We start from the raw sequence: 19,902 nt of genomic DNA on the forward strand, positions 1-19,902 counted from the left end.
TCATGCTGATCACCTGCTCTCTAGTGGGCTGGAGCGGCTGGGCATTGAGTGCTGCCGCCCAAATCACCGCCACAGAGCCGGCGATGATGCCGGTCGCAGCGTTGCCCGGGACCGATGCCCCGGGCAACAGCTATACCCGCACCCTCAAGGAGCTGGGCAAAAGCTATTCGATGACCCTTAAAGGCGTGGAGGCTACCGACAGCGTGAACTTCGATGTGCGCGCCGATGAAGTCGTCACGGCGGCGCAGGTCACGCTGCAGTACAGCTACTCACCGGCGCTGCTGGCCGACCTTTCGCAGATCAATGTGCTGGTCAACGATCAAGTGGCCGCCAGCCTGCCCCTCCCGAAGGAAGAGGCCGGTAAATTGCAGACCCGGACCGTGCAGATTCCGCCGCAGACCATCACCGAATTCAACCGGCTCAGCCTGCAGTTCATCGGTCACTACACGATGCAATGTGAAGACCCTTTGCACTCCAGCCTGTGGGCCCGGATCGGCAACGAGAGCCAGCTGAGCCTCCAGGTGTCCTCGATCAAACAGCCCAACGACCTGTCCGCTCTGCCGCTGCCCTTGTTCGATCGTCGAGACGCCTCGCCCCTGAAGTTGCCCTTCGTGTTCGCCGGACGCCCTGGCGGCCCTGAGCTTGAGGCCGCCGGTATCCTGTCGTCCTGGTTTGGCGCCCTGGCCAGCTACCGCGGCGCAACCTTCCCCGCCAGCCTCACCAGCCTGCCGGCCAAAGGCAACGCCGTGGTGTTTGTCAGCGGCAGCGAATCAACGGCCTTGAGTGGCTTACCCATCAAAGAGGCCACGGGGCCGACATTGACACTCGTGAGCAACCCGAATGATGTTCAGGGCAAACTGTTGATCGTCTCCGGGCGCGATGGCGCCGATCTCAAGGTCGCCGCGACAGCGCTGGCTCTCGGTGGCTCGGCCTTCTCCGGGCAGAGCGTAGTGATCGACCGGATCGACTCGCTCAAGCCACGCCGACCGTACGACGCGCCTAACTGGCTGCCCTCCGATCGCCCGGTTCGCCTGGGTGAACTGGCGAAGCCCGCTGAACTCAATGTGTCGGGTTATAACCCGGGGCAAATGACGGTTGCGCTGCGCTTGCCACCCGACCTGTTCAACTGGCGTGAGCCCGGTGCGCAACTTGACCTGAAATACCGCTATACACCGCAACCGGTCTCTACCAACTCCTCGTTGCTGGTCAACTTCAACGACACTTTCATCAAGTCGATCGATCTGCCCTCGATCGAGAAACTCGGCAGCAGCGACAGCCTGCTGGCGATGCTCAAAACCGACGACAGCCTGGCCCGCACGTCGCGCATGCTGTTGCCGCTCAATTCCGTAGCGCTGCAATCGCGCCTGCAATTTCGCTTCATGTATGACTACATCAAACAGGGCGAATGCCGCGACATCATCATCGACAACATGCGCGGTGTGATCGACCCGGACTCGACCCTGGACCTCAGTCAATACGAACATTTCATGGCCATGCCCAACCTTGGGGTGTTCAAGGACAGTGGCTTCCCGTTCACCCGCATGGCCGACCTTTCTGAAACATCGGTGATCCTGCCCGACGAGCCAGGCCCAGCCGATCTGGGCGCCTACCTGACCCTGCTGGGCCGCTTCGGCGACTCCACCGGTTATCCGGCCACCGGCGTGAAGGTGGTTCACGCCGACCAGGTGGCCGAGCAACGCGACCGGGATTTGCTGGTGCTCGCCTCGGGCAACAATCAGCCGCTGCTGGAGCAATGGCGAAACCTTCTGCCTGCCAAGGGCGAAGATGCTGCGCAGTACTTTGAACTGTCTGACCTGCCCTTGCGTCTGCGCAACTGGATCAGCCCGGATACGAAAACCAATCTGCGTGAAGCGCGCAGCAGCTTCAGGTTTACCGCTGACGACGGCAGTGCATATCTGACTGGATTCGAATCGCCGCTCAAGAGTGGGCGCAGTGTGGTGTTTATCGCCAGCGCAAGGCCCAACGGCTTGGCCGACGTAACCAACGCCCTGCTCAGCAGCGAAGAAAACGCCCGCGAGTTGCAAGGCAGTCTGGTGGTGGTCAGGGGCAAGCATGTCGAATCGCTGGTCGCCGAGCAGGATTATTACGTCGGGAGCTTGGGCCCATTGCGCTATCTGCAGTGGTACCTCTCGCAAAACGTAATGGCGCTCATGCTGTTCACTCTCCTCGGGATCCTGCTGCTTGCTTCGATGGCCTACCTGGCCCTGCGCGTACGAGCCAAACGTCGTCTTGGTCAATGAGCCACGCATGCCTGTGTCGTCCATGAGCAGCCGGGGTGTTTCACTTCGCCAGTGCCTGCGCGGTAACACGCGCAGGTTGAGCGCTGTGCTTGCGCTTGCCCTGCTGGCGCCTGCGATAGCGGCCGGGAAATCCTGTGAGTCGCCAGCCTGGCCACTGTGGCAAACCTATGCAACGCGCTTCGTCCAGGCCGACGGCCGGGTTCTGGAATCGAGCCTGGAGAACAATCACAGCACCTCTGAAGGGCAGTCCTACGGCATGCTCTTCGCACTGATCGGCAACGATCAGCCACGCTTTGACAAACTCTGGCGCTGGACCTCAGCCAACCTCGCAGGCTCCGCTACCGCCACACGCCTGCCGGGCTGGTTATGGGGGCAAGGCACGGACGGTCAGTGGCGCCTGCAAGACGCCAATTCGGCCGCCGACGCCGACCTGTGGATTGCCTACGCCTTGCTCGAAGCCGCACGCCTGTGGCATCGGCCGGACTATCACCAGGACGCCCTGCACCTGATGGCGACGATTGAAGCGCAATTGGTCGTCAAGCTGCCCGGGCTGGGCCCGATGGTGTTGCCTGGACCACAGGGCTTCGTCCAGCCGGACGCTCTCTGGCGCCTGAACCCCAGCTACCTGCCACTGCCACTGTTACGACGGTTGGCCAAGGAAGCACCCGCCGGGCCCTGGCAAGCGATTGCCAACAACACCGCGACGATGATTGCCCAATCGAGCCACCACGGTTTCGTCGCTGACTGGGTCGGTTATCAAGGCACTTCAGCGCAATCGGGTGCCTTCGTAAACGACCCGATCCACGGCGACACGGGCAGCTACGATGCCATTCGCGTGTACCTCTGGCTGGGCATGAGTGATACCTCCGAACCGCTGGCAGCGCTCCTGCTCAAACGGCTGGACGGCATGGCCCGCAGCACGGTCGCGACGGGTTCCCCCCCGGAAACCGTCCAGGTTCTCCACGGCAGTGTTCAGGGTCAGAGCCCGTTCGGATTCCGGGCTGCACTGATTCCCTACCTTCAGGCCAAGGGCCAACCCAAGTTGGCCGATCAGCAGCAACGCCGCGTGGAACTCGCCTTGCACGAGGCGCTGGCCAGGCCTGATGCCGATGTCGGTCCGCCGCGTTACTACAACTTCATGCTCAGCCTGTTCGCCCTCGGATGGGCAGATAAACATTACCGATTCCGGGAAGACGGAACGCTGAAACTCTCCTGGGAGACCGCATGCACGCGCACCACCGCACGCTAGCCATCGCCGTCATGAGCGCATGGACGGCCGCTGCTGCCCACGCTCAAAGTCCGACGCCACAGACATTACTCGTCGAGCAAGGGCAGTACTGGCAGCAGCACAACAACCCCCAACGCGCTGCGGAAGTCTGGCTGAAAGTCCTGCTGCTGGATCCGGTCCAGGCTGACGCACTGTATGGCCTGGGCTTGATCGGCGTGCAACAGGGCAAGCCACAACAGGCGCAGCAATACCTCGCCCGCTTGCAGGCCATCCAGCCACCGCCTCGGCAGGCACTGCAATTGGCGCAGGACATCAGTGTGGCCCAACCGCAGAACCAGCAGCGTCTGGAAGAGGCTCGGCGCCTCGTCGATGCCGGTGAGCGTGACAAGGCGACCGCCGTGTTTCGCTCGCTGTTCGATGGCCGTCCACCTCAAGGTACGATCGGCCGCGAGTATTACAACAACCTTGCCTTCAATCAGGCTGACTGGGCTGAGGCACGCAGCGGACTTCAGCGCCTGCAACGCGAGATGCCCAACGACTCGATCGTCGCGCTGTTTTACGCCAAGCATCTGATCCGCCGAGAAGACAGCCGTGCCGAGGGCATCCGCGCCCTGGCCGCGCTGACCCAGCGTGCCGACATTGCTGGTGATGCCGACGAAAGCTGGCGCCTGGCGCTGACCTGGATCGGTCCGCCCAATCCGGCACAAGTGCCGTTGTTCGAGGCGTACCTCAAGACGCATCCGGATGACGTGGAAATCCGGGCGCAGATGAACAAGGGCAAGCAACAGGTGGCAACGACGGCCAGCAAGGAATGGCAACCGCCCGCCGACGTCGCGCGCGGCCTGAAGGCGCTCAAAGAAGGCGATCAGGCCACCGCCGAACAGGCTTTTCAAGCGCGCTTGAAAACCCGGCCCGAGGATGCTGACGCGCTGGGCGGCCTTGGGGTTATTCGCCAGCAGCAACACCGACTGGCCGAAGCGGAAAAGCTCTTGAGTCAGGCCACGCGACAAAGCGACGGCAGCCGCTGGCAAGTTGCGCTGAACGAAGTGCGCTACTGGTCTGCATTGCAGCAGGCCCGCGACGCCCAAGCCAAAGGCCAGACAGCCCAGGCACAGGTCTTGGTCAACCAGGCGCTGCGGCTGAATCCAAACGGGGTAGATGCTCGCCTCGCCCTGGCGGATATTCAGGCCAGCGCGGGCCAGTTTGATGACGCTCAGCGCAACTATCGGCAGATTTTGAACCAGCGCCGCGACGACCCTCAAGCACAGGAAGGGCTGGTCAATGTGCTGCTCAAGAGCGGCAAGAACGATGAAGCCCTGCAACTGATCAACAGCCTGCCCGCCACCGGACAGGCAAAGATCGGCCAGTCCGCGCGCCTGCAAGCCTTGCGCGCGACGCAACTGGCCGCCCTCGCCGAACAACGCAACGACCTGCCCGCTGCGCGCAACGCCTTGCAAGACGCGCTGCGCGTTGAGCCGGACAACATCTGGACTCGTTTCGCCCTGGCCCGCCTGAACCTGGCGATGGGCGAACCGCAAAAGGCTCGGGACCTGATCAACGCCATGCTCCAGGCCCGCCCCGACAATGCCGATGCGCTTTACGTCAGCGCCTTGCTGTCGGTCCAGATGGGTGAGTGGAAAGCCGCCCAGACAACGTTGGGACGCTTGCGCCCTGACCAGCGCACCCCGGACATGGACGCGCTGGCCGCTGATGTCAGCCTCAACTTGCAACTCAGCCAGGCGATCGAGTTGGGCAAGCGCGGACAGCGCCAGGAAGCCCTGACCTTGCTCGATCGTATCCAGCCGATGGCCAACAACAGTCCAGATCGCACGGCGAGCCTGGCCTCGGCCTATGTCGACATCGGCGAGCCAACCCGTGCGCTGGCCCTCATGCGCGGCCAGTTGCAAAACACCACGACGCCCTCGGCGGACTTCATCCTGCAATACGCCGCTGTCTTGCTTAAAACCGGAGAAGACGTAGAGGTCAACGAGATTCTGCGCGACCTTCAGAACAGGCCCTTGAACGCGCCGGCTCGCAAGCGTTTCGACGACCTGCTCTATCTCTATCGCATCCGCCAGGCTGACCAGCTGCGTGAACGAGGCAATCTGGCCAGCGCTTATGACACGCTAGCGCCCGCCCTGGCGCAACGCCCCGGTGACAGCGCTGCCGTCGCGGCACTGGCGCGGATGTACTCGGCCAATGGCGACACGGCAAAAGCCCTCGAACTCTATAAACCGCTGTTACAACGTCAGCCAAACGACCCGCAACTGCTGTTGGGTGCCGCCGACGCGGCGGTGTTGGCACATGACACTGCCTTTGCCGAACAGGCACTGCAACAGCTGCTCAAGACTGAATCCGGCAACCCTCAAACGCTGACAGAGGCCGCCCGCCTCTACCAGAACATGGGCAAGACCGGCACAGCGACCGATCTGCTGCGCAAAGCGGTGGCCATTGAACAGAACGAGAAACGCAGAAGCCAGAGCGGCCAACTGGCCGGTTCGACGATGGCACCCAACCCTTTTGCGGGGGTGTCGGGTCCACGTAGCGAGGTCAGTCGCGATAGCTTGCTGGCAGCGATCCCGCCACCGGTTCAGGAGATGCCGGGCAGCGTGAGGTCTCACACCCCTTTTGGCATCGACGTCCCGCCAAGACCGCAGCAGGCAAGCAATCGATTCGAGTCGCAGCTGCCGCGCGCAGCACTGGTGATCGAGGACATCAGCCCCGCGCAACTGGCGTTGAATAAAATCCTTCAGGAGCGCAGTGCCTACGTCACCCAGGGCGTGAGCATTCGCAGCAACAACAGTGAGTCGGGGCTAAGCAAACTGACTGATATTGAGACACCGCTGGAAATCAATATCCCGCTGGATGAAAGCCGCGTCGCCCTGCGCGTGACGCCGGTCTCGCTGAACGCCGGCAGTGTCAACGGCGAGGCGCTGTCGCGTTTCGGTAACGGTGCGCAAAGTGGCAACGTCGGCTCGCAAAAAGCCGAGGGTGTCGGTCTTTCCGTCGCCATTCAACGGCCCGCGGATGGGCTCAAAGCCGATCTCGGCACCACCCCGCTCGGCTTCAAGTACACCACCGCCACCGGCGGCATCAGCATTGATCGCCCGGTGAGCGACACCTCTAACGTCCGTTACGGCGTGAGCGTTTCCCGGCGTCCGGTGACTGACAGCGTCACCTCGTTTGCCGGCACCACGGACAAACGCAGCGGGCAGTCCTGGGGCGGCGTGACCGCCAACGGCGGGCGTGGCCAGTTGAGCTTTGACGACAACGAAGTCGGCGTCTATGGCTACGCCTCCTGGCACCAGCTATTGGGCAACCATGTCGCGTCCAATAGCCGTGGTGAGCTGGGCAGCGGTGTCTACTGGTACCTGCAAAATGCAACGGACAGCAAGCTGACCGTCGGCCTGAACATGACCGGCATCAGCTACGCCAACAATCAGGACTATTTCACTTATGGCCACGGCGGCTATTTCAGCCCGCAGACGTTCTTCGCCCTGGGCGTGCCAGTGACCTGGGCACAACGCACCGGACGCTTGACGTATCAAGTCAAGGGCTCGGTCGGCGTGCAGCATTTCGAGCAGGACAGCGCCGACTATTTCCCCAACGACAAAGCCATGCAAGCGGCCTCGGGCCTGCGCTACGAAGGGCAAAACAAAACCGGGATCGGCTACAGCATCGCTGCGGCGGCTGAATACAAGGTCGCTTCGAACTTCCTGCTGGGCGCCAATCTGGGCCTGGACAACGCCCATGACTACCAACAACTCAGCGGTGCCCTGTCTTTGCGCTACCAGTTCGAAGACATCAGCGGCCCCATGAGCCTGCCGGTCAGCCCGTACACCTCGCCTTATTCCAACTGATCATTCTGGAGCTTTCGATGCCCACTTCTGCCCTTGCCGGCCTGTCCCTCCTTGTTCTTGGGGAGAGCCATATGAGCCTCGCGGACCATTTGCTGGAGCCACTGCACGACAACCTGACTCGCCAAGGTGCCCAGGTTCATTCCATCGGTGCCTGCGGTGCCAGCGCCGGCGATTGGCTGATCAGTAAAAAGGTCGACTGCGGCGCCGAACGCAAAGGCAACGACAAGATCGTGATCAAAGGGCGCGAGGCAACCACCACACCGATCCAGGACCTGATCGCCGCCGACAAACCCGATCTGGTGGTACTGGTCATCGGCGACACGATGGCGTCCTATGACAAGCCAGTGTTTCCGAAGGCCTGGGCATGGCAAAGCGTCACCGGTCTGGCCAAGGCCATCGCGGCCACCGGCACCCGTTGCGCCTGGGTGGGCCCGGCCTGGGGCAAAGCCGGTGGCATGTACCAAAAAAATGATCTGCGCACCCATTTGATGTCCCAATTTCTGGCCGCCAACGTGGCGCCTTGCACCTACATCGATTCGCTGACGTTCTCCAAACCCGGGCAGTGGATCACCACCGACGGGCAGCACTTCACCGTCGCCGGTTATCAAGCATGGGGCACTGCGATTGGTGGTGCATTGGCCAAATTGCCCGCCGACCGCGTCACCAGCGCAGGAGCCGGCAAATGATCCGATCCGCATGTAGCTGGGCGCTGTTCGCGCCCTTGATGCTGAGCCTGCACGCCCAGGCCGCCGACATTGCCCTGTACCCGACGGGCCCGGATCAGGACTCGGCCTTCCTGCGCTTTATCAACGCCGCCGACCGCCCCTTGCAGCTGCTGGCCGAAGGCTCGCGGGCCAGCCTCAGACTGGAAGGCTCGAATGCCGTCTCCGACTACCTGCCCGTGCCCGCCAACCAGCCGATCAAGGGCACCCTGGAACGCAATGGCAAAAGCCAGCCGCTGGACATCCAGGTGGCAGCAGGCGAATTCGCCAGCGTGATCGCTTTGCCAGACAGCGCTCAAGGTATCCGCCAGGTCGTCATCCGTGAGCAACCCGACGACTTCAATAGCCTGAAGGCTTCGCTGGCGTTTATCAGCGCCGATCCTGCGTGCACCCAGGCCGGTTTGCGCGCAGCGGGGAAGAACGCCAACCTGTTCAAGGAGGTGGCCGACGGCAGCGTGCAACGCCGAACGATCAACCCGGTCAGCCTGTCGGTTCAATTGGTTTGCGCCCAAACCAACGTCGGTGCCCCGCTTGACCTGGGCCAGCTCAAGGCCGGCGAACGCTACAGCGTTGTGCTGCTACCTGGCGCAAATGGTCCATACCTGTTGCTCGCGACTGACGTCCTGGCCCACTGATCGGATCGCGCCACTACCATGGTTTTTGCCTCTCTCGAGTTTCTGACGTTGTTCCTGCCGCTGTTCTTGTGCACTTATGCCGTGTGCCCAGCCGCCTGGCGTAACGTCACGCTACTGATCGGCAGCTGGCTGTTCTATGGCTGGTTGAGCCCCCGGTTCCTTGCAGTGCATGTGGTACTGACGATCACTGCGTGGGCCGGCGGCTTGCTGATTGACGCCTTGCGGGAAGAAGGCAAGGGTCGCGTGCGACTACTCGCGACATTGATAGTGCTCAACACGGCGGTGCTGTGCTGGTACAAGTACGCCAACATTGTCGCTGGGACGTTGATCGATGCCGTCACTTGGTATGGCGCCATGCCGCTGGACTGGCAGCGGGTCATCATGCCGGCCGGGCTATCGTTTATCGTATTGCAGGCGATTTCCTATCTGGTGGATGTACACCGCCGCACCGTGCCGGTCGAACGCAGCTTCATTAATTACGCCACCTATATTTCGATGTTCGGCCATTCGGTCGCCGGCCCCATCATTCGCTATGACTGGGTCCGGCGTGAGCTGAATCAGCGTTACTTCAACCTGCAGAATTTCTCGCTGGGCGCACGCCGGTTCATGGTCGGGATGTGCATGAAGGTGCTGGTGGCCGACACCCTGTCGCCGGTGGTCGATGTGGCGTTCAGTTTGCCCAACCCCAGCTTCTCCGACGCCTGGATCGGCTGCCTGGCCTACTCCCTGCAACTGTTCTTCGACTTCGCCGGCTACAGCGCCATGGCCATTGGGCTGGGACTGATGCTGGGCTTTCACTTTCCCGAAAACTTCGACCGTCCGTATCTGGCCAACAGCATCCAGGACTTCTGGCGTCGTTGGCACATGTCGCTGTCCAGCTGGTTACGTGACTATCTGTATATTTCGCTGGGTGGCAATCGCAATGGCACCTGGAAAACCTATCGCAACCTGTTCCTGATCATGGCCATCGCCGGCCTCTGGCACGGTGGCGATAGCTGGAATTATCTGCTGTGGGGCAGCGCTCATGGCATTGCGTTGTGTGTGAATCGTGCCTGGAACAGCTCTACCCTGCCCCCGGTACCGCCGGTGCTTTCCCATGGGCTGACACTGCTGTTCGTTTGCCTGGCCTGGACACTGTTCCGCGCCCCTGACTTTCACAGCGCGCTACGCCTGTATGCCGGACAGTTCGGCCTGCAGGGCATCGCCCTCGGTGATGAACTGTCCGCAACCCTGCGCCCGGTACACGGCCTTGCGGGCTTGCTCGGTGTATTCGGTGTCATCGTACCGCTGCTGCGCCCTTACTGTGAGAAACAACTGGGCGGCCTTTTTCTCTACACCGCCGCCCTTTGGCCCATCGCCGGTTTCATGCTGTCGTTCGCACTGATCGCCAGTCGCGAAACCGTACCCTTCCTGTACTTCCAATTCTGATGACGACCCCAAAGCACACCCCGCCCCCCACTCCGCCAGATGATCTGGCAATACGCAGCAGTCGGTTGGCAGGCGTGGCGCTGCTGATATTCCTGTTCATCGGACTGCTGTCCTCTGGCCGTCTGATTGTCTCAGGGCAAATCTCGCTGCCCGATAAAGTGCTGCCCCCGCAGATTCTTGACGGCGATATCACGCATCGGATCGCCAAGGAACTGTCGAACGCTCAACTCCCCACGACCTTTGCCGAGCTGGAGCGCGGTGTCAGTTGGCTGCTCCTCGGTGACACCGGGCCGAGGGTTCGCTCGGGTTGTCCTGACTGGTTGTTTTTGGCCGATGAGCTCAAGGTCAATCATCAAGCGCAGCGCAATGCCGATGCCAAAGTCCAGGCAGTGATTGATCTGAAGCAGCAGCTCTCCCAACGTGACATCAGCCTGCTGGTGGTCATCGTTCCAGACAAGAGCCGCATTGCTGCTGAGCAGCGTTGTGCACTGCACCGCCCAGCCGTTCTTGAAGGGCGCATCCGGGCCTGGACCTCGAAGCTGGATGTGGCTGGCGTGTCGAATCTGGACCTCACCGGTGCGCTGATGCCACTGGGGGCCAGTGCCTGGTTGCGCACTGATACCCACTGGAGCGAATCCGGTGCGAAGGCGGCGGCCGCTGCCATCGCACAGCGCCTGAAGACCCTGGGCATCAGCGCAACGCCACGCAGGTCGTTCAACGAAAGTCATGCCCCGCTCGCGGTGCGACCTGGCGATCTGGTCCATCTGGCCGGCATCGACTGGCTGCCGCTCAAATGGCAACCCGCGCCCGAAATGGTCGCCCAAACCAGCACCCATGAACTTCCCGTTGCGTCAGCCGACAGCCCTGATTCTGAGGCAGACCTCTTTGGCGATGCCGACCTCCCCAACACCGTGCTCATCGGCACTTCATTCTCACGCAACTCCAACTTCGCAGGGTTTCTGCAGCAGGCACTAGGCGCCCCCGTGGGTAACTTCGCCAAAGACGGCGGAGCGTTCTCTGGCGCGGCAAACAGCTACCTCAACAACCCGGCCTCCAAAGAAACGCCACCAAAGCAAATCATCTGGGAGATCCCGGAGCGGGACCTGCAGTCGGCTTACATCGACCCCATTGCCTATCGCTCGTTGCGGTAGGCCAATCGCGGGGCGCTTCAGGCCCTCCCAGACGTAGTGCGGCGATCAAGGCACCCATGAGCGTTTTTTACACGCTCCGGGCCAAAAGCTGACGGGTTAATTGTTCCTCCAGCAATCAAACCTGCAGATACACCGGAAAGCATTCACACAAATGCATCACCCGGCACCGGATGTTATCCAGCAGCGCCGCGTTGTTCGGTTGTTCCAACAGGTCGGCGATCAGGTTCGCCACTTCCGCGCATTCCGCTTCACCGAAACCACGGGTGGTCAACGCCGGCGTGCCGATGCGAATGCCACTGGTGATCGCCGGTTTCTGCGGATCGTCGGGGATCGCATTTTTGTTCAGCGTGATGTGAGCACTTTCCAGCAGCGCTTCGGCATCTTTGCCGGTGATGTTCATCGAACGCAGATCAAGCAGGAACATATGGCAATCAGTGCCGCCGGACACCACCCGCAAACCCCGCCGAGTGAGAATGTCGGCCATGGTCCTGGCGTTGCTGATCACCCGTTGCTGGTAATGCTTGAATCCATCGCTCAAGGCTTCGTTGAACGCCACGGCCTTCGCGGCGATGACGTGCATCAGCGGCCCACCCTGGTAAACCGGGAAAATCGTCTTATCGAGTAGCGCTGTGTATTGCGCCTTGGCCAGGATCAAACCGCCGCGTGGGCCCCGCAGGGTTTTGTGGGTGGTGGAGGTGATGAAGTCAGCAATGCCGACCGGCGACGGGTACACGCCCGCCGCGATCAGCCCGGCATAGTGCGCCATGTCGACCATCAGGTAAGCGCCGATCTCATCGCAGATATTGCGAAATCGCTGGAAGTCGATGGTCCGGGAATACGCCGAGGCCCCGGCGATGATCATTTTCGGTCGGTGTTCCCGGGCCAGCGCTTCCATTTCGGCGTAGTCGAGGGTTTCGGTTTCTTTCTCCAGCCCGTAGGAAAACGCCCGGTAAAACTTGCCGGAAAAATTCACCGAGGCACCGTGGGTCAGGTGCCCGCCGTGGGCCAGGGACATCCCCAGAATCGTGTCGCCGGGTTCGAGCACCGCCAGAAAAACTGCTTGGTTGGCCTGGGATCCGGAGTGCGGCTGGACGTTGACGTATTCGCAGTTGAACAGTTTGCGTGCGCGTTGGATGGCCAGGTTTTCGATCTCATCGACGACCTTGCAGCCGCCGTAATAGCGCTTGCCCGGATAGCCTTCGGCGTACTTGTTGGTGAGCACCGACCCCTGGGCCTGGAGCACCTCTTCGCTGACATAGTTTTCTGAAGCGATCAGCTCCAGATGGGTTTCCTGGCGATTGCGTTCGCGGTCGATCAGGCGGGCAATGGCGGGGTCGAAATTTTGCAGGCTCATGGTCGGCTGCCCTCAGCCAGGGCAGCGGCTTTGCTTTCCCGGGTGTAGGTCAGTACGAAGTGCGCCGCGAGGCCGAAGATCAAGCCCCAGAATGCAGCGGCCAAACCGAGGAAGCTCATACCCGAGGCCGTCACCAGGAAGGTAATCAACGCCGCTTCCCGTTGTTTCTCGTCCGCCATGGCACCGGTCAGCCCGGCGCTGATTGCACCGAACAAGGCCAGGCCGGCAAGGGAGGCAATCAACTCTTTTGGCAAGGCGGAAAACACCGAGGCCAGGGTCGCGCCGAAAGTGCCCATAAGTATGTAGAACACCCCGCAGGCGATCCCGGCGATGTAGCGTTTGTCGCGGTCTTCGTGGGCTTCGCGGCCGGTGCAGATCGCCGCTGTAATCGCTGCCAGGTTCAAGCCATGGGAGCCGAACGGCGCCATCAGGATCGAGCCGATCGCGGTGACCGAAATGATCGAGCGCGCCGGGGTGTTGTAACCCGAGGTGCGCAGTACCGCCATGCCCGGCACGTACTGGCCGGTCAGAGTCACCAGCGCCAGTGGCAGGCCAATGTTGATGATCGCGTGCCAGCTCCACTCGGGGGTGATGAAGACCGGATGGGCCACGGCGATGGTGATCGAGCCGCTGTTGAGCTCGCCGAACGAGGCGGCCACAGCACAGCCAACAATCAGTACCGACAGAATCGCGTAGCGCGGCGAAAAGCGTTTGAAGATCAGGTAGACCGCGATCATCGCCAGCACCAGTTCCGGTTGCAGCTTGATCGAAGTGAACAGCTCGGCACCGAAGCGGAACAGAATGCCCGCGAGCATGGCGGCGGCGATGGCTTTGGGCAGGCGACTCATCAGTTTGTCGAACGCCCCGGACAAACCGACCACGGCAATGATCACCGATGCCACCAGATAGGCGCCGATGGCTTGAGGCAGAGTAACAGTGGGCAGCATCGACACCAGCAACGCCGCACCCGGCGTCGACCACGCGGTGATCACCGGAACTCGCAGGCGCCAGCTCAGGAGCAGGCCGGTAATACCGCTGCCAATGGAAATGGCCCAGATCCACGAAGACACCACATCGTTGGGCAGGTGCGCTTCCTTGGCTGCCTGAAACACGATGACCAAGGGGCCGGCGTAGGAAATGATTACGGCAATAAAGCCCGCAATGACGGCTGACAGGGATAGATCCTTTCTGAGTGTGTCCATGATATCTCGACTTGGCGCGGCAGAGTCGCGCGGTGACCCGGGGGAGATTGAGTCGATTGACTCGATTCGACATGAGTGTATTTGAATGAATTGAATTGATTCAATAGGTGGTGAGGTTGTTACGAGATGTTTTTTTGCTATCAGTGCCTGCTTTTCGGTGATTATTCATTTATTTATGTGATTTATAAGGAAATTAATTTCGTGAAAAAAATCATATTCGAACAATTGATATCGACTCAATGACCAAATCAATCGAATCAATTCATAGATTGGGTCGATTTATTAGATGCCTAACCTCCATGTGATATGCTCGGATATTCATCATTTCTACGATGGGCAGTGATCATCCATGTGGGTTCCCCAGCTAAGCGAGTTCAGCCAGCCGATGTACTTGTCGATTGCCGATGCGTTGGCGCGCGATATCAGTAACGGCGTGTTGAATGAAGGCGATCGCCTGCCGACCCTGCGGGAGCTGGCCACGACCCTGAATGTCACGCCGGGCACCATTAGCCGGGCCTATAGCGAAGCCCATCGGCGTCGCCTGGTGCAGGGGGAAGTGGGGCGTGGTACTTATGTGCTCAACCAGAAGCAGCTGGAACTGCCGGCGAGCAACAGCGCCGCGCCGCTGAATCTGGGGCAATCCGAGTTACTCGATCTTTCGATCATCAAGCCCTACAGCGAAACCCTGGAGTACTGGTTACGCGACGCCCTGGTGGGGATGGCCAAAAGCACCGATTTCACCCGAGCCCTGGATTACGCACCGGACGGCGGTCACCCGGCGCATCGCGAGGCGGGCGCGCAGTGGTTGCGCCATTCGTTGCCCGATGCGCAATGGCAGCAAGTGGTGATCACTGCCGGGGCCCAGCATGGCTTGATGGTCGCGATGAGCGCTCTGACCAACGCCGGTGACCTGGTGCTCTGCGAAGCGCTTTGCTACCCCGGCATTATTTCCCTGGCCCATGGCCTTGAGCGCCGCCTGCGTGGCGTACCGATGGACGACGAAGGGATCATTCCCGAAGCGTTGCGCGAACTGTGCGAGCGAGAGAAACCGGCGATGCTGGTGTGCGTGGCAACCTGCCAGAACCCGACGGCGGCGATCATGTCGCAAAAGCGCCGGGCCCAAATCGCGGCATTGGCCGAAGAGTTCGACTTCATCATCCTCGACGATGACATCTATGGCTTCCTCGCCACCGATCCGTCGATCAAGCCGCTGTCGGCGTTTGCGCCAGACCGTTCGGTGTACCTGACCAGCCTGTCGAAGTCGGTGATGCCGGCACTGCGCGTCGGTTACATCTATAGCCCGCCGAAACTGCTGTCACGCCTGACCTCGATGGTGCGCAGCAGCGTCTGGATGCCGTCGCCGTTGACAGCGCAACTGGCCAGCAATGTGATTACCGAAGGCCTGGACAAAAAACTGATCCGCATCCAGCGCAATGAAGCGGCCGGGCGGCAAGCGATTGCCCAGGAAATCTTTGCCAATTTCGAGCTCAAGACTCAACCCTATTCGTATCACGTCTGGTTGACGCTGCCCGAGCCATGGACCAGCGACGAGTTCACCATGCTCGCCCGAGCCAACGGTGTGCTCGTACTCAGTGGCACCCAGTTCCAGGCTGAACGCTCCGGAACTACCCGTTGTGTGCGGCTGGTATTGATGTCACCCACGAGCCAGGACGAACTGCGCTTCGCCTTGACCAAACTGGCCAGCCTGATCGATTCCGACCCGCGACTGCACTATTGAGTCACCGCAGGGCAACAGTGCCCGAACGATTCGCCATCAGTTGCGAACAGCCCTTCGGGCTCGCTGTTCTACCGCCGTCCCTGGAGTTGCTGAAAATCGAGATCAATCTGTTCTGGCATGCCGGGTACGCCTTACCGAGCCAGGGCTCGCAATGTGGCTCGATTGAGGCAACCGGGGCGTACGCAGTAACAGACTGATTTCATCGCAGCTGACCGCGCAGCTGAACAAATGGCCCTGAATTTCATCGCAGCCGTTTTCACGCAGGAAGGTTTGCTGCTCTTCGGTTTCGACACCTTCGGCAATGACCTTGAGGTTCAGTTTGTGCCCCAACGAAATCACTGCGGTGGCGATGGCTTTGTCGTTCTCGTTGTCGGGCAGATCGCGCACGAAAGACTGGTCGATCTTGAGTCTCGCGATCGGGAAGCTTTTCAATGCTGCGAGGCTGGAGTAGCCGGTGCCGAAGTCGTCGATCGAGAGACTGATCCCCATTGATTGCAGTTCTTTCATTTTGCTGATGGCTTGCTGAAGGTCTTGCATGATCAGACTTTCGGTCAGCTCCAGCTCAAGGTACTTCGGGTCCAGTCCGGTTTCTTGCAAGGCATGCCTCACCCGGTCGATCAGGTCCCTTTCGATGAACTGGCGTGCTGAAATATTCACCGACATGGTGATCGGCGGCCAGCCCGCATCCTGCCTGGCCTTGTTCTGTTTGCACGCGGTATGAATCACCCAGTCGCCGATGGGCACGATCAACCCGGTCTCTTCGGCCTGCGGAATGAATTTGATTGGAGACACCATGCCGAGCTCGGGGTGCTGCCAGCGGATCAATGCCTCTACGCCGATAATCTGACCTGACTGCAAATCCACCTGTGGCTGGTACAGCAGCAGGAACTCGTCATGGTTGAGTGCGTTTCGAAGCCCGTCTTGCATGGCGAGCTTGCCCTGATCCTTGTTATTCATCTCGCTCGTATAGAACTGGTAACTGTTGCGACCCAGCTCCTTGGCCCGGTACATGGCGGCGTCCGCATTGCTGAGCAACGTTTCGGTATCGCTGCCGTCGGCAGGGTAAGTGGCCAACCCCATGCTGCAGGTGACGTGGAGTGTATGTCCGCTGAGCTGAATCGGTCGCAGGATGGCTTCCTGGATTTTGTGCAGGGCTGGAGTAACGCCGTCGAGGTCTGAGGGCTGGTCGAACAGGATGATCACAAACTCGTCGCCACCCAGCCGCACGACGGTGTCGGTGCGGCGTACACATGCCAGCATGCGCTGGGCGACGGTTTTCAGCAGTTCGTCTCCAGCACTGTGCCCAAGGCTGTCATTCACCAGTTTGAATTTGTCCAGATCGAGAAACACCACCGTCACCAGCCGGCTGTAGCGCTGAGCATAAAGTATTGCCTGTTTGAGACGGTCTTCGAGCAGTGTGCGATTCGGCAGCCCGGTCAGTGCGTCATGGTCACCCATATAGCGAATGCGCTTTTCGGTCAGTTGGCGTTCTATCGCAATGCCGGCAAGAGGTGTCGCCATGTTGATCAGTCGCGTCTCGATCGAGCTAGGGCTGCGTACGGTGCTGGAATACAAGGCAAACGTACCCAATACTTTTCGCTCATGGGACAGAATCGGCGTCGACCAGCAGGCGCGAAATCCATAGGGCGCAGCGACTGAACGGTACTCTTCCCACAGCGGATCCAGCTCGATATCGGTGACGATGACCGGTTCTCGTCGATACACCGCGGTGCCGCATGAACCGACGTTCGGACCGATCGCAATCCCGTCAATGAGCTGGTTATAGGCTTTCGGCAAGCTGGGCGCAGCCCCGTGCAGCAGGTGCTTGCCCTCCTCATCCAGCACCAGGATGGACACCACCATCCCCTCCAGTTGGGACTCGACCAGGTGAGCCAGGCTTTCGAGGACTTCGGCAAGCTCGGTGCTCCTGGCTATCAGCTCCAGGACATGACCTTGCCCGGCACGGATGACGGCTTCTTGCTCTAATCGGCTGTTTTGCACGGCGAGCCGCTCTGTGGCGATACTCAATTGGACCGTTCTTTTTTCCAGCTGAAGTCGGTCTTTGAGGAATTGATTCACCGCGCGAGCCATGTTGCCGATCTCGTCCTTGCCATGTTCCGTCATCATCACATGCGTTTTGTCAGTGTGTTCCTGACGCAATTGCCGGCTTATTTCATTCAGGCGCACGAGCACATGACGGCCCATGAAGACCCGGGTTACAAACCAGGCGAACACCAGGCTGGCGCCCAACATGATCAGCACCCATTGCTGGCTACGATTTGAGGCCTCGACCAGGCGCTGCACGGCTTCGCGATAGTCTTCGGTGTAAGCACTGGATTGCGCACGGGCCACCGCAACCAGAACCCCGGCCTCATTCTTCAGTTCCTCATTGAAGCGCTGTATGACGTTGTACTGATTGATGAGCCTCAGGCGCAGGGAGAAGAGATCGGGCGTCTGCACATCAGCGTCGGGTAACTTGCCTTCGGTACGTGACAGGCGCTCATATCGGGTCCGCAGTTCTTGCACGGCATCACTGTCAACAGCCTGCGGCAGATCGAAAAGTAACACTGCCAGTTCCAGGCTGGCCCGGGTCTGGGTCGCGGTTAACCGGGCGGTGTGATCCTCCAGGGTTTGCTCGAAGGTGACCTCGGTTTGCAGCAGGCTTTCTCGCAGCTGCGCAACGATGTTGGCGGTATTGCGGAACATCTGACTCGACTGATGCATGTCGAGTATCGCCACGCCACTGTTCGCGGCAGTCAGCTGCTGCACCAGTTGATCAAGGGCTTCAAGCTGTTGGACGGTCGCCGCATAGCTTGAACGCAGGGTGTCGGGCGAGCGAGTTGTCAGAAGCTGATCGGTCTGGCGTTCGATCAGCAAGGTACGCTGCAGCATGTCTTGCCCATTTTGCATGCGGACCAGTCGTTCATCCGTCAGCTGGCGGGTGGCGCTGTTTGACGTGCGCAACGCGTAGACCGCAGTGGCACCACCCGCCAGGATCAGCAGTGCCAGCGTCAGAAACGCCAGTGTGAACTGTGCGCGTAGCGATTGCGGCAATAGTCGGCGTCCGAGCCGGGAAGTAACGTCCAATATCAGGGATTCCATTGGTGGCGATAGATGTCTCGATAGCCATTGTCAGGGTCGTACTGAAATTTCTTACCGCCGTCGAAGGCGATATTGTCGGCATTGACCAAGTGAATCGGCGCTACGAAGCCGCTCACCGGCTGACCTGCAATCAGCCGGTTCAATTCATCCATCACTTGCCAGCCATGCAGGTTGAGCGGCTCGGCCACGGTGACGGTCTGGTAGGTTTTTGCCTGTATGCGCAAGAAAGCCGAAGCGCTGCCATCACCGGCAGACAACAGACTGATGCCGTCACTGGGTATTGCGGCGTTGGTCAATGAGGTAATCGAGTAGTCGAAATAGATATCGTTGATGGCCAGCGTGTGGGTCCAGCGCTTGCCATAGCGCTGAAGCAGATCCTTGGTGATCGCCGGCATTTTCTCGCCACTTTCGGAGATCGCGACATCGCGCACTTCCAGCAACGTACATTCCCGACAGGCCCGAATGACGTTTTCCATGGCCTTGGCTTTCGCCATGGCGATGCTGTACTTGGAGTCGGTCAGGATGACCACGCCGGCGCGTCCGTTTGACTGTGCCACTGCCGCCATGGCCGTGAGGCGAGCCACTTCGAGTGGATCGGTCGTGACGTTCATGGCCACCGGCGTGCCGTCAATCGGCCCGGGGCGTGCCCCGGCGTGCCAGCCAACCACTGGCACATCCCTGTTGGCGAAGAGGATCAGCGCGGCATTGTTCTCAAGGGCATCGGAGCCGCACAGAATGAGGCCGTCGGGTTTCGCTGCCAGGGCATCGGAAAAGGCCTTTGCGCGACCGGCCGATGATCCGGCGCCATCGAATATCTTCAGCGTCCAGCCCATCGCCTTGGCTGCCTCGCGAGCACCCTGCGCGACACCGACAATTCCTCCGTTACGCAGGTCTTCTGCGACAAGGGCGATGTTCTTGCCCCGCAGAGCTCGCGGGCCGGATTCAGGGCCGCTCCAGCGAACGGCTTCGAGGGTGGCCCTGGAAACGATTTCCTGCGCTTGAATCACCGTAACCGTGGCGCTTTCGACAGCGTATCCGGGCGTTGCCGTGAAAAGACAGAAAGCCGTAATTGAAGCCATCCCGAGTAGCCAGGGCCTGAGTAACCAGGGCCTGATCAGACGGGTTCGATCACCGCATGTGATGCCGGGTCTGGAGCCGATGGCGCGATCATAGTCTGGCATGGTGTCCCTTTTTGCCAAGAGTGCAGCGTTCACTATCTGA

General features: G+C 60.5%; 12 protein-coding genes and 1 pseudogene. 9 read left to right on the forward strand and 4 right to left on the reverse strand.

The features are described from left to right. Window positions 1–2 precede the first annotated feature (2 nt). The 7 genes from bcsB to JFU11_RS23245 are packed head-to-tail and all read left to right on the forward strand — an operon-like array spanning window position 3 to window position 11,285. Window positions 3–2,261 (forward strand): cellulose biosynthesis cyclic di-GMP-binding regulatory protein BcsB, encoded by a 2,259-nt coding sequence (gene bcsB / locus JFU11_RS23215; protein WP_201121373.1) that lies wholly within the window; start codon window positions 3–5, stop codon window positions 2,259–2,261. Between the two features lie 7 nt (window positions 2,262–2,268). Beyond that, window positions 2,269–3,510 carry a cellulose synthase complex periplasmic endoglucanase BcsZ gene (bcsZ, locus tag JFU11_RS23220; RefSeq protein ID WP_201062209.1) on the forward strand — a complete coding sequence of 414 codons (1,242 nt, stop codon included), beginning with the start codon at window positions 2,269–2,271 and terminating at the stop codon, window positions 3,508–3,510. Then, a complete protein-coding gene (locus JFU11_RS23225) occupies window positions 3,486–7,349 on the forward strand; it encodes a cellulose biosynthesis protein BcsC (protein ID WP_201062210.1) in 3,864 nt (1,287 codons plus the stop codon). The genes bcsZ and JFU11_RS23225 overlap by 25 nt, the downstream gene beginning before the upstream one ends. Window positions 7,350–7,366: 17 nt before the next feature. Further along, the gene (locus tag JFU11_RS23230) at window positions 7,367–8,035 is read left to right on the forward strand and encodes an SGNH/GDSL hydrolase family protein (protein WP_201121374.1); all 669 of its coding nucleotides are present in this window, start codon (window positions 7,367–7,369) and stop codon (window positions 8,033–8,035) included. Further along, complete coding sequence (locus JFU11_RS23235) at window positions 8,032–8,706, forward strand: alginate O-acetyltransferase AlgF (RefSeq protein ID WP_201062212.1); 675 nt, start codon at window positions 8,032–8,034, stop codon at window positions 8,704–8,706. The genes JFU11_RS23230 and JFU11_RS23235 overlap by 4 nt, the downstream gene beginning before the upstream one ends. Window positions 8,707–8,724: 18 nt before the next feature. Next, the gene (locus JFU11_RS23240; RefSeq protein WP_201062213.1) at window positions 8,725–10,134 is read left to right on the forward strand and encodes an MBOAT family protein; all 1,410 of its coding nucleotides are present in this window, start codon (window positions 8,725–8,727) and stop codon (window positions 10,132–10,134) included. Continuing rightward, the gene (locus JFU11_RS23245; protein ID WP_201121375.1) at window positions 10,134–11,285 is read left to right on the forward strand and encodes a cell division protein FtsQ; all 1,152 of its coding nucleotides are present in this window, start codon (window positions 10,134–10,136) and stop codon (window positions 11,283–11,285) included. The genes JFU11_RS23240 and JFU11_RS23245 overlap by 1 nt, the downstream gene beginning before the upstream one ends. A gap of 115 nt (window positions 11,286–11,400) precedes the next feature. On the opposite strand, the gene glyA is transcribed toward JFU11_RS23245, so the two are convergent. Both glyA and JFU11_RS23255 read right to left on the reverse strand, forming a co-directional pair. Further along, a complete protein-coding gene (glyA, locus tag JFU11_RS23250) occupies window positions 11,401–12,639 on the reverse strand; it encodes a serine hydroxymethyltransferase (RefSeq protein ID WP_201062215.1) in 1,239 nt (412 codons plus the stop codon). Next, on the reverse strand, window positions 12,636–13,841 hold the full coding sequence (locus JFU11_RS23255) for a benzoate/H(+) symporter BenE family transporter (protein WP_201062216.1): 1,206 nt from the start codon (window positions 13,839–13,841) through the stop codon (window positions 12,636–12,638). The genes glyA and JFU11_RS23255 overlap by 4 nt, the downstream gene beginning before the upstream one ends. 349 nt (window positions 13,842–14,190) lie before the next feature. Between JFU11_RS23255 and JFU11_RS23260 the strand changes: the two genes are divergently transcribed. After that, a complete protein-coding gene (locus JFU11_RS23260) occupies window positions 14,191–15,579 on the forward strand; it encodes a PLP-dependent aminotransferase family protein (RefSeq protein ID WP_123722418.1) in 1,389 nt (462 codons plus the stop codon). A gap of 11 nt (window positions 15,580–15,590) precedes the next feature. Continuing rightward, a pseudogene (locus JFU11_RS28190) lies at window positions 15,591–15,707 on the forward strand (LysR family transcriptional regulator); the annotation flags it as partial. Here JFU11_RS28190 and JFU11_RS23265 read toward each other — a convergent pair. Then, the gene (locus JFU11_RS23265; protein WP_201121376.1) at window positions 15,682–18,681 is read right to left on the reverse strand and encodes an EAL domain-containing protein; all 3,000 of its coding nucleotides are present in this window, start codon (window positions 18,679–18,681) and stop codon (window positions 15,682–15,684) included. The pseudogene JFU11_RS28190 and the gene JFU11_RS23265 sit on opposite strands and share 26 nt — an antisense overlap. Further along, entirely contained in the window at window positions 18,669–19,688 is a 1,020-nt protein-coding gene (locus tag JFU11_RS23270) for a substrate-binding domain-containing protein (protein ID WP_201121383.1), read from the reverse strand. Before JFU11_RS23270 ends, JFU11_RS23265 begins: the two co-directional genes overlap by 13 nt. Window positions 19,689–19,902: the final 214 nt, after the last annotated feature.

This window comes from Pseudomonas sp. TH37 (assembly GCF_016650735.1).
Lineage (GTDB): Bacteria > Pseudomonadota > Gammaproteobacteria > Pseudomonadales > Pseudomonadaceae > Aquipseudomonas > Aquipseudomonas farris.